General features: G+C 60.9%; 6 protein-coding genes, 1 tRNA gene and 1 riboswitch. Of the genes, 3 read left to right on the forward strand and 4 right to left on the reverse strand.

Translation table 11 applies throughout. The features are described 5' to 3' along the window. The first annotated feature begins 88 nt into the window (after nt 1-88). Nucleotides 89-2,422: a carbohydrate-binding domain-containing protein gene (locus MR825_RS04165; RefSeq protein WP_287879056.1), complete on the forward strand. Its 2,334-nt coding sequence runs from the start codon at nt 89-91 to the stop codon at nt 2,420-2,422. A 116-nt stretch (nt 2,423-2,538) separates the two neighbouring features. On the opposite strand, the gene MR825_RS04170 is transcribed toward MR825_RS04165, so the two are convergent. From MR825_RS04170 to MR825_RS04185, 4 genes are all read right to left on the reverse strand, one after another. Next, entirely contained in the window at nt 2,539-5,544 is a 3,006-nt protein-coding gene (locus MR825_RS04170; RefSeq protein WP_287879058.1) for a bifunctional diguanylate cyclase/phosphodiesterase, read from the reverse strand. A gap of 34 nt (nt 5,545-5,578) precedes the next feature. Beyond that, complete coding sequence (locus MR825_RS04175) at nt 5,579-7,030, reverse strand: extracellular solute-binding protein (protein WP_287879060.1); 1,452 nt, start codon at nt 7,028-7,030, stop codon at nt 5,579-5,581. Nucleotides 7,031-7,328: 298 nt separating this feature from the next. Beyond that, the gene (locus tag MR825_RS04180; protein WP_186907012.1) at nt 7,329-7,730 is read right to left on the reverse strand and encodes a PaaI family thioesterase; all 402 of its coding nucleotides are present in this window, start codon (nt 7,728-7,730) and stop codon (nt 7,329-7,331) included. A 12-nt stretch (nt 7,731-7,742) separates the two neighbouring features. After that, nucleotides 7,743-8,312: a xanthine phosphoribosyltransferase gene (locus tag MR825_RS04185; RefSeq protein WP_186907191.1), complete on the reverse strand. Its 570-nt coding sequence runs from the start codon at nt 8,310-8,312 to the stop codon at nt 7,743-7,745. 372 nt (nt 8,313-8,684) lie between these two features. Here MR825_RS04185 and MR825_RS04190 point away from each other — a divergent pair. Continuing rightward, a tRNA-Ser gene (locus MR825_RS04190) sits at nt 8,685-8,773 on the forward strand. A 289-nt stretch (nt 8,774-9,062) separates the two neighbouring features. Then, a riboswitch (NiCo riboswitch) is annotated at nt 9,063-9,160 on the forward strand. 123 nt (nt 9,161-9,283) lie between these two features. Beyond that, nucleotides 9,284-11,809 carry a cation-translocating P-type ATPase gene (locus tag MR825_RS04195; protein WP_256176110.1) on the forward strand — a complete coding sequence of 842 codons (2,526 nt, stop codon included), beginning with the start codon at nt 9,284-9,286 and terminating at the stop codon, nt 11,807-11,809. Nucleotides 11,810-11,993 lie beyond the last annotated feature (184 nt).

Here is an 11,993-nt window from a genome sequence, read left to right on the forward strand (position 1 = left end):
TTTCGCCGGGCTGCGGCTCGTCTTCAGACTGATTTCAGGTTTCCGTGCTATACTTCGCTTACTACAAAAGGTTGGGATGTGATTTTTTATGGGTAAAAAGCTGTTTTCGCTTCTTTTGACCGCAGCCCTGCTGCTCAGTTCCGGCGTGACCGCCTGCGCGGCCTCCGCCAGCAGCGGCGAGGTGCTCATCACGCTCTCCGACAGCGGCGTCAAGGTGGATGGAACGCCTGCCTCCGCCGATCCCGCCGACGCAGTCTATACCGGGGCGGATATCATCTATTATGCGGACGGCACCGACAGTACCTACGGCGAGGGCTCCGCAGAGGAGATGCACTCCGCTGAGGAGGCCGGCGCCCACACCCGGGTCACCATCACCCGGCCGGGCACCTACCGCATCACCGGAACGCTGTCCAGGGGACAGATCTTCGTGGACCTGGGCGACGGGGCCAAAACCGATCCCGGCGCGGTGGTCACCCTGATTTTGGACAACGTCGATCTCACCTGCACCGTGGCTCCGGCCGTTTTCTTCTACCGGGTCTATGAGTGCGATACGGACTGGGCGGCCTACGATGCGGGCGGTGCAGAGGATTACGCCGCCTCCGGCGTGGCGGACACCTCCGCGGCCGGCGCCAACGTGATCCTCGCTGCGGGCAGTGAGAACAACATCACCGGCTCCCACGTGGCCCGTATCTACAAGGAGGGCACGACCAAGAAGCTGCACAAGTACGACGGGGCCTTTTATTCCCGCATGAGCATGAACCTCAGCGGCGACAACGGCGACGATACCGGCGTGCTCAACATCGTGGCCGACAACGAGGGTCTGGACTCCGAACAGCACCTGACCGACAACGGCGGCACCATCTGCATCGAAAGTCAGGACGACGGCATCAACACCAACGAGGACGGCGTATCCGTGACCACCATCAACGGCGGCAGCCTGACCGTCAACGCCGGACTGGGGTCTGAAGGCGACGGCATTGACTCCAACGGATATCTCACCATCAACGGCGGCACCATCTGGACCATGGCCAACGAGACCTCTCCGGACGGCGGCATCGACGCCGATGGCGCCATCACCATCAACGGCGGCACGCTGTACGCGTTCGGCACCCGCAACGACGCGGCGGACAGCGACTCGGCGCAGCCCTATCTGGAGCTCTCCTTTGCCTCCACGCTCCCGGCGGGCAGCCAGGTCACGCTCACCGACGCCGAGGGCAGCACGCTCTGGAGCGCCGTCACCCGGAAAACGTGCCAGTCCATTACCCTGACTGCGCCCACGCTGGCGCTGAATACCGTCTATTCCGTCTCTGTGGACGGCGTGCTCCAATGCTACAGCGGCAACCAATCGGGCATGATGGGCGGCTTCGGGGCAGGCCAGCGGCCCGGAGCGGGGCCCCTTCCCGACGGCTTTGAACCACCGGAGAACTTCCAGCCCGGCGCGGAGGGCCAGCCCCCCGCGCTGCCCGAGGACTTCGACCCGTCTCAGATGGGGCAGCGCCCGGAAAACGGCGGGGCCGGGACCCCGCCTGAGGGCGGCCAGGACATGGAGCGCCCTCAGGGCCAGGGCTTTGGCGGCGGTATGGGCGCACAGCAGGGCCAGGCCGGCGGCTCCGGCTCCACCGAGTTTATTCTGACCGAGGCCGTCAAGAGTTTCTCCGGGGTCTGTGATTCCGACGCCTCCGGCAAGACCCGGGTCAGCTTCACCGTCAACGGCGGCGCGGGCATGTCCAGCATCGCCTCCGGCCAGAGCGTGGCCCTCGCCGACATCCAGGCCAGTGTGGAAGATCTGGACGACAGCCAGATCCAGCTCACCATCACCGACGTTCCCAGCGAAAATTACGCGGAATCCTGCCTGCTCTCCGACGGTGCGCAGGCCATTGCCGCTATCCTGCCCACCGAGGACGGCGTCTATCAGCTCACCGTGGCCGTACGCAGCGGCACGCAGCAGTATGTGGGCGCCAGTCAGTGGCAGTTCACTGTGGGCGCGCCGCCCTTCCGGGATGTGCCGCAGAGCAGCGATGCGTATGAGGCGGTCAAATTCGTCTATGACAGCGGCCTGATGGAGGGCACCGGCGGGAACCGCTTCTCCCCCGACGCCGCCGTGACCCGCGCCCAGGCCATTACGGTGCTGGCACGCATGGCCGGCGCCGTGCAGGCGGAGAGCGACGCCTGTTCCGACGTCTCCTCCGGCTCCTGGTACAGCGGTTATGTGGGCTGGGCCGTCACGAACGGCATCGTGGAAGGGGATGGCCAGGGCCGCTTCCTCCCGGACGAAGCCGTTACCGGGACTCAGATGGAGCAGATGCTCACCCGCTGCGCCGCTTTGGCCAATCTCTCCTATGACGCCTCCAACGCTTCTGCCCAGCCCCTCACCCGGGCCCAGCTGGCCCAGATGCTGCTGGCCTTCTCCCAAGCCGAATGACAGAACTGCAGCAAACCGGCCGCGGATCATAAAGATCCGCGGCCGGTTCTCTCTGTTCCGGTCCCGCCTTCCTGATGCCGGGACGGCGCATCCCTCTTCGGGCGTGCCGGCCCGCGTCAGCCAAAGGTATATTTGCGGTAGAGCGTTAAGATCTCCTGCTGTACTCTGGCCGGGATCGGCCGGACTTCGAAGTCCGGCCGGGCAATGTAATAGCCCTGGATGTAATCCACACCGCAGGCAATGACCGTCTCCAGCTCCGCCGCGGTCTCCACGCCCTCCGCCAGCACCTGGATATTCCGCGTGCCGGCATAGCCGATCAGGCTGTTGAGCAGATCCCGCCGGTCCGGGTCTGCGTCGATGCCCCGAATAATGGACACGTCTACCTTGACCAGGTCGGGGGCATACTCCATCAGCACCGCCTCGCTGTTGAAGCCGGTACCGTAGTCGTCCAGCGCCAGCTGGGCGTTCCACAGCTGCGCCCGGTGCTTTTTCCGGCTGGTGATGTTCCCCACGGACGCCTCCCCCTCCGTGATCTCGATGACCACCCGGGAGAGCAGGCGGCCGTAGCGCTGCTCCAGGGCCGCCAGATCCTCGTCGGTAAGGCATTGGCTGGCCACGGAGTTGATGAATACTCTTTGCCCGGGCGCGATCATCCCGGTCCGATCCAGCCGGTCGAAAGCGGCCAGCGTCTCAGCCCAGGTCAACTCCTCGATCTGCAGCAGCTTGGACTCCGCCTTCGCCAGCAAAAACAGGGAACGAAGGTCCTTCAGCTGCTCCAGCTGGGGGCGCATAAGCATCTCATAGCCATACACACCCCCGTCCGCTACGGAAACGATGGGCTGCAGAGCATAGCGCACCAGTCTGCCGTCGATCATGCGGTTCAGCGCGTCCTGGCCCTGGATCAGGATGGAATTGCGCTCGTAATCCTCCCGGTCAAATTCCTGAATCCGGCCTTTGACCGTGTGCTTGATGGAGTACATGGCAAAATCCGCCATACGCAGCAGTTCCTCATAATTCCCAGCGTCCCGCGGGTACCAGGCAAGCCCGCCGGACGCCCGTACCCGCATCCGATCCCCCGTGGACAACACCAGGCTGGCCTCGCCCACCTCGTCCCGGAATCGTTTCAGGCAGGCACGAACCGCCTCCTGATTCTCGTAGCCGTACAGGAACACGTTGAACTCGTCTCCCGAACGGCGGCCCACCACGCTGCGGCAGCAATAGAAGGACTCCAGACACTTGGCGAATGCCTGGATGTAGCGATCCCCATAGTCGTGTCCATAGGTATCATTGACGTATTTCAGATTATCCAGATCCAGCATCAGCAGCGCGGCCACCTGCAGCCGGCCCCGCCGCGCAGGAGAAAAAAGCTTGCGCAGCTGCTGGTCGAACGCCCGGCGGTTATAGAGGTCGGTCAGGATGTCGAAATCCCGCTCGTACTCGATCCTCCGCTTCTCCTCCACGTCCCGGGTCACATCCTCAAAGGCGCCAAGGATCGTGTCTCCCTCCTCCCGCCAGGTCAGCTGCACCCAGCGGTTCCCGCTGCCTTCGCCGGGCAGGCGGTAGATGGCCGGCTCCCCGCTGTATTGATAGGCCCGCAGGTGCTCCATCCGGCCCCGAAATTCCGCCGAGGTCAGATAGGTGTCCTCCTCCGGCACCGGCCAGCCCATCAGCTCGCACAGGCTGCGGCTGCAGAAAACGCTCTGGCCGTCCTTCTGATACTTGAAAACGCCGATGGGGATGTGGATCATGGCAAGGATCTTGGAGGTGCGGGAGGCCGACTCTGTGGCCGAATTGGACAGGTTTTCGATTGCGCCGGTAAGGGCGTCGATTTCCGACATTCCCAGCCGCGGCAGCCGGATGGGCTTATCCGGGTCGCTCTTCTCCAGCGCCGAGACCAGGTTGGTCAGCGGCTTGGTCAGATAGCGGGCCGCCAGCAGCATCAGGCATACCCCCAGGGCCAGGCACACCAGGGCGCTGACCAGGATCAACCGCTGGATGCGCTGCGTGCTGGCCAGCAAATGCGCTCCGTTCTGCAGGCCGACCAGCGCCCACTGTTCCTTTTCGAAGGGCGTATTGACGTTGTAAAGCTTCAGCGGCTGGACCACGCCGTACAGGGTGCGCGTCCCCTGCCGAAAGCACACCACCCCCTCCTGGTCGGTCTGCTGCGGGGCGATGGACGGCGCCTGACCGAACCATGCGATGAAATTGGCGCCGCTGGTGCATACCGTGGTATAGGTCGTTCCGCCATCCCGGCTGATCCCCAGGAAGTACGCCCCCGCCGTACCGTCTCCCAGCTCCTGATACCGCAGCTGTCCGGCCACGTAGTCGCAGCTCACGTCGATGCCCAGCACGCCCAAAAGGGTCCCGTCTTCCCAGATCAGCGGGACGGAATAAGTGATCACGTCCCGGTCCAGTTCGCTCAGCCGGAACCGGCCGCTCCAGTGGTAAAAGTATTCCCTGCTGCGGTTCTCCGGCTCCACTGCGGCAGCCGCCTGCAGCGGTGCAAAAAAATATTGGTTTTCCGGCGCAGGCGCATCATCCAGGTCAAAAAAAGCGCTCCAATAGCTGTCCAGCGCCACGCCGTTCTCCCGTGCCACCGAAGGCAGTCCCCGTTCCAGAAGCAGATCCGCGTTGCCCGCGGCATAGCTGGCCGGGTCGTAATCCCGCACATAAAACCCGGGGCGTCCGCCCTCCTCCTCCGTGTTGTCCAATACCAGGAAAGCCCCCGTGACGCCGTTGCGGCGGAGCATAGCGATGACATGCTCCGCCGTATCGGCTACCAGCTGCCGGCAAAGGACGCTGTCCTTCAGCAGCGCTTCCGCCGTCAATCCATACTCGTCCAGAAGTTCCCCCACGGCGGCATAGACGTCGTTCTCCCCCTCCCGGGTGTTGGACCAGCGCTCCACCATATCGTTGCCCAGATCCAGGGCGCGGTTGGCGGTCTGCTCCCGAAAGATGGAAAAGGCGTTTTTTCTCGCCTCTCCCTGCACCCCGCCTTTGAAAAACACCAGCAGGTAGACTGCCGTCTGCAGCAGGAGCAGCACCATCAGCATCAGCAGCAGCCGTCTTCGGATGGAGCCGCTGCGGACGGCCGCCCGCCCCTGCCTTTTTCTTTTCCGCAAACGGCTCCACCTCCTTGTTCCTCTCCGCCGCTGCTCAGGAAAGCGCCGCCTGAGCCAGCGCCCGGTTGAATTCCGCCAGCCAGCCTTCAAAGCAGGCGTCCTCCAGGAACGGAGCCAGCGCCGTGTCCCGGTCCACGCCCTGTGCCATGGCCTCTTCCACGGCCGCCCGATCCGTCTTTGCCCGGCCGGACATGGAATTTTCCACCACCTGACGGGCCTCGTATCCCTGCGCGAAGGCCCGGCTGGTATAGAATTCGTAGTTTTCGGACATCTCTACGCCGATCTCCAGCGTACCCCGGAGCACAGGCGTCATCTCCACTTCCGCATCCTGTGCCGCCTGGAGCAGCGTTTCCACATCGTTGGCCGCGCGGGTCACCGGCAGATAGCCGGAGGCAAGCGCGAATGCGATGTTCTGCTCCGGCGCAGTCAGCCACTTGAGAAAGGTCACGGCCGCCCGCTCCCGCTCCTCGGTCGACTTGACCACCACCATGCCCGCGCCCTGCTGCACGGCCATGGGCTGGGTCCCCGCAAAATTGGGCAGAGGGTATACCGCCCCCTCAATGGCGTAGGTGCTTCCGTCGGCCCGAGTGACTTCGCCGGGGAAATAGGTCGCTCCGCTGGTAGAGCCCACATAAGCGGCAATATCCCCGGTACGCAAATCATCGCTGCGGAACTTGCCATAGGAGGCGTAGTAGCCTTTTACATAGGGAACATAGTAATTGTCCCACAGACGGCGCATCACGTCGTGATCCACCTGAAGGGTGATCCGGCCATCCTCCACGGAGAACAGCTCCACTCCCAGCTGCATACTGCCGATCAAGATGTAGTTGGCAAAGGCGTCCCGGCCGAAAAAGGCCTTCCCGTCGCCGGACAGATCCGGGGTCCGGGCATCCGTCCAATCATAATAACGTTCCGCCAGCGAGGCAATGCCCTCCCAGGTGGCCAGGTCGGCTTCCGAAGCGCCGGTGGCCGCTGAAAAAGCGTCCCACTCCGTCTTGTTCACGCTGAGCAGCTCGGTGGACTTGGCCACCGGGAAAATTTTAAAGCCGCCCGTGTCAAAACGTCCCTCATCCAGATAGGCGGCGATGTAGGCCTGCTGCTCCTCCGTGGTAAGATATTCCCCCAAATCGGCCAGCATGCCCAACCGGTCGATCTCATAGGCGGTGTCGGCATAGGCGGCAAAAAGGTCGGGCAGCGGCTCCGCCCCCACCTTGTCATAAATGGCGTCCTTCACCTGTTGGGTCAAATCACCGATGGTACCATAGCTGTGCGGTTCCACTACGATCCCCTGCTGCGCGCCCACCGTCTCGTTGAATTCGTTCACCAGGCGGCTGAAGACCACCTGCTGCGCGCCGTTATAATAATGCCACACGGTGATGGCCACCGGATCTGCGGCGCCCGTCTGCCGGGCACAGCCGCCCAGCAGTACCGCGCTGCCCAGCACTGCCGCTAGAATCAGGGCGCTTGCCTTTGCCTTACGCTTCATGTCACGTTTCCCTCTTTTCGGGCGATTGGCGATTCGTTTCAGTCTATCATTCTTTTCTCGCTTTTGCAAGCCTGACGTCCCCCTGTGCGCCGACAAAAGCGGGAGCGGGCGGAGCGCGCCGCGGCCAGCGCCGGAACCGCTCGATTTGTTTCGCTCCAACACGCTCTTTCCCCCGCGCTGCGCTCCCCGCGCCGAAGCGGAGCAGCCGGCCGCATACGGCGGCCGTCCCCTGGCCATGCGCCTGCGCGTCTGTCCCTGAATGGACAGACGCCCCGGCCGCAGCCAGGGCGTCTGTGTCCTATGTCTCCAGTGTTCCAACGCAGAAAAACGTGAAGTTTCCGGTCGCCAGAAGCCGTTCCGTCTCATCTTTAATGTCGATCTCCACCAGACAGGTGGTGCCGCCGCGGTACCGGACCCGGGCCTGGGCCGTGACGGTACCCTCGTTTGCCGCACGGATAAAGTGGATGGAGCCCTCCAGGGTCACATACCGCCGCCCGTCGCTTCTGGCCGCCGCACCGCCGGCGCAGTCCGCCATCGTAAAATAGGCGCCCCCATGGAGCATCCCAAAGGGATTCAGGCTGTCAGGACACAATTCCAATGAGACAGCGGCCTGATCCCGCTCCTGACGCACAACCCGGATATGGTTATGGTGCATAAAAGCATTGGCCTGGTTGATCTTGTCCAGCATCTCCTGCGTCATAGCGTTTGCCCCTTATGCCAAAATAATGTTTCCGCCCTCGATTCGGAGAACCGTAGCCAGCGCTTCCACTCTCAGTCCCATGCGGCGCAGCACCTTTCCTCCTTCGCGCATGGACTTCTCGATGGCCACGCCCACTCCCGCCGCCTCGCCCCCGGCTTTCGCTACCAGCTCCAGCAGGCTTAGAATGGCTTGGCCGTTAGACAGGATATCGTCTACCAGCAGCACCACATCATCTTTATCCAAATATTTTTTTGATACCCGCAAGGTGTAAGACTTCTCCAGGGAAAACGAATGCGTCTCCGCGGAATAGACCTCCGGGTCGATATAGCCGGTCTGAAATTTTTTAGCATAGACCGCCGGTACATCCAGCGCCCGCGCCACAAAACAGGCCAAAGCGATTCCGGAACTCTCCGCCGTGAGGACCTTAGTGATTCGCTCCCCCTTAAAGCGGTGCGCCAGTTCGTTCCCCATCTTCTCCATTAATTCCATGTCCATGCAGTGATTCAGGAACATGTCCACATGAATAATGTCACTTTCGCCCACCACCGCGTCACTGAGAATGCGCCGTTTTAATTCTTCCATTGCCATTCCTTTCTGTTCCAGCCAAATCGCTGCGCCGTTCCTGCGGATGTAGTTGCTTTCCCGGTCGATTTAAGATTATATCTTATTTTACCCCGCCTTGCAATATTGACAAGCCCCCAAAAATACGGTATTCTATTCAAAGCCCGAAGCGGCCCCAAAGCCTTCGTCCAAACGCCCTCCCGCCGCCGCGCATTTCTTCTGCAGCTTTTATCGGGTGCCGGGACCGGCTTGCAGACTATGCGGGATCGCCTCTGACTTGGACCGGCAAGCCTTGCTGCACGAGGGCTTCGGGCGTTATAACGAGCAAAGCTCCGGTAAAGCGCCAACCATCCCGCTCACGGTTTCTTCCATGGCATGTTCATAATTTGATATGGAGCGGTATCGAAGTGGTCATAACGGGACTGACTCGAAATCAGTTGACGGGCAACCGTCCGTGGGTTCGAATCCCACCCGCTCCGCCACAAGCCCCCGAAAGCACTACGTTTTCGGGGGCTTTCTCTATCTTGACGCGGCGCCCTGCTCTGGGGCGTCGGGCCTTCTCGTTCAGAAAAGCCGTTATTCGCTATATGTGAGAAAAGTGTGTGCCGCCGCGCCCGGCGCCTGCTGGTACAATCGGCAGGGGGGAAGCGTTACTTTTCTCCCTGCGAACGCCCCGATATCTTTCGTTGACAATCCGTAATCTCTCTCATATAATAGATAGTAATCTCTTTGCACTGCATTACATTCCGGCTCTGCCAGAATGCGAGATCACCAGTACAAACTGAGCAGGCGATGCCCGTAAGGGCGTGGGGCCGGGCCGCTTTGCCGGCGGCAGCAGATTGCAGCTTATGCACATCTGTGGGACAGTTGTATGTTCCATGGGTGTGCTGTTTTTATACCCATCTATGGAACAGCCGACCTCAAATGGAGTGCCATAGGAGAAATCATGACACCGTAATGCCAGACGGCAACGGGAAACGGAGGATTCTTTTATGACAGCCACCCAACCGAATCAGGCAGGGCTAACCTCTGCCGAAGCAAAGCGATTGCAGGACAAATACGGCAAAAACGAACTGTCGCCGCAGAAGAAGGAACGCTTTCTCAAAAAAGTATTCCACATTATCTGTGAGCCTATGTTTTTGCTGCTCATTGCCGCTGCAATTATTTATTTCATTCTCGGAGAGCCGAGAGACGGTGCGATTATGCTTATTTTTGTGGCAGGCATCATCAGCATTGATGTGATTCAGGAGTGGAAAACCGACAAGACACTCCATGCGCTGAAGGATTTGTCCGCACCGCACATCACCGTCATGCGGGACGGCAAAGAACAGCAGATCGCAAGTGCCGATCTGGTGCCGGGCGATCTGATGATGATCTGCGAGGGCGTCAAGATTCCGGCGGACGGCGTAGTGCTGCGCTGTGCCGATCTGTGTGTGGATGAATCCTCCCTTACCGGCGAAGCAGAGGGGGTCTGGAAAATCCCTACGGAAAGCACCGAAGCCGCAAAGGATTACTGGCGCCGTGATTGCTGCTATGCCGGCACCCTCGTCACACAGGGCACCGCCACGGTTCAGGTGGATCAAATCGGTGCGCAGACCGAATACGGAAAAATCGGGCTTGGCGTCGCCGCCGCGCCGCAGGAGGATACGCCGCTGCAAAAACAAACCGGCAAGCTGGTGAAAACCTGCGCCATCATAGCAGGTGCGCTGTTTGCCCTGGTGGCCGTATTCACATGGTTCAATATTCCCGACCATCCGTTTGCCGATCGTCTGATTGAAAGCATTCTTTCCGGTGTGACGCTTGCCATGGCCATGATTCCGGAAGAGTTTCCGGTCATTCTTACGGTATTTCTCTCCATGGGGGCGTGGCGGCTGGCCAAGAAAAACTCGCTGGTGCGCAAGCTGCCCAGCGTGGAGACGCTGGGTGCTGTTTCTGTGCTCTGCGTAGATAAGACCGGTACCATCACCATGAACCAAATGACCGTACAGGAAACTTGGGTGGCAACTGGTACCGAGCAGGCGCTTATCGAGACGATGGGGCTCGGCTGCGAAACCGACGCTTACGACCCCATGGAAAAGGCCATGCTCCGCTGTTGTCAAGCGCATGGCATTTCCAAGGAGCGCTTGTTTGCCAATGCGCTTGTACGGGAATACGCCTTTACCAATGAACTGAAAATGATGGGACACGTCTGGCGCAGGGACGGCGAGCTGGTCATTGCCGCCAAGGGCAGTCCGGAGCGTATCCTGATGATCTGCGAACTGACGGACGCGCAACGGAATGCCGCGGAAGCAGAGATCAGAACGCTTTCCGCGCAGGGACTGCGGGTCATCGCCATTGCGAGCGCCCATCCGGAAAACGAATCCGCCATCCCCGCTTCCATCACCGACTGCCGCTTGACGCTGCTGGGGCTGGTGGGGCTTGCCGATCCTCCCCGCGCAAGCGTCAAGGCCGATATTGCCGTCTGCAGCCGCGCGGGCATCCGCGTGGTTATGATCACCGGGGATAATGGGATGACCGCTTCCGCCATTGCCAAAAAAATTGGAATTCCCGGCAGCGAGAATATCATTACCGGCGAGGCGCTGGAGCGCATGTCTGATGCGGAACTGCGGGAAGCGGTCAAGACCGTCTCCATCTTCTCCCGGGTCATTCCCGAACACAAGATGCGCATCGTCAAGGCCTTTCAGGAAAACGGCGCGATCGTGGCCATGACCGGCGACGGTGTGAATGACGCGCCGGCACTGAAATACGCCGACATCGGTATTGCCATGGGCAAGCGCGGCAGCGAGGTTTCCCGCGAGGCCGCCGACCTGATTCTGATGGACGACAACTTCACCACCATTGTGGAGACAGTCCGTGACGGGCGGCGCATCTACGACAACATCCGCAAGGCGGTGGGCTATGTATTCACCATCCATATCCCCATTGCATTTGCATCCTTGCTGGCGCCGTTTCTGGGTATTGCGCCCGCCGCGCTGCTGCTTCTGCCGCTGCATGTGGTGCTGCTGGAGGTGCTTATCGACCCGACCTGCTCCATTGTACTGGAGCGCCAGCCCGCGGAAGAGGATATTATGGATCGTGCGCCCCGTGACCCGAAGGAACAGCTGCTGACCGGCAGACTGCTGGGCAAGAGCGTGCTGCAAGGTATTTTTGTGTTTGCCGCATCCTTTGGCGCTTACTTTTTGACGCTCTCCGGCGATCCCGTCAACGCGCCGGCGGCCCGCGCCATGGGTCTTTCCATCATCATGCTGGCAAACCTGTTTTTGGTGCAGGTCAACAGCTCCAACCACGACTTTGCGTACCGCTCTGCCCAGCGGCTCATCAAAGACCGCGTGATGTGGGCGGTCAACCTGGGCACAATTGCGCTGCTGGCCGTGATTTTGTACACGCCGGTCTCAGCCTATCTGAAGTTTGCCCCCCTCACCGTCACACAGCTGTTCACAGCGGTTGGCCTTGCCGCCGCGTCGGTGCTGTGGTATGAGCTTGTGAAGCTTGCAAAAAAACGAAAACTCAAAAGTTGATGGGACGAACAGGTCGGGACCACCCGTTTTACGGGTGGTCCCGCAGGCTGTTGAAAAACCCTCCTGGAGAAGAGCCTCGCAGAGTTGAGTCGTCCGCAGACGACGGAAGGAAAGGAAACTCCGTCATTTCCGGCGACATGCGCGTCGGAAATGACACCTCTCATGACGGACAGGGCGACTTTTC

Source organism: Lawsonibacter sp. (assembly GCF_022777125.1).
GTDB lineage: Bacteria > Bacillota > Clostridia > Oscillospirales > Oscillospiraceae > Lawsonibacter_A > Lawsonibacter_A hominis.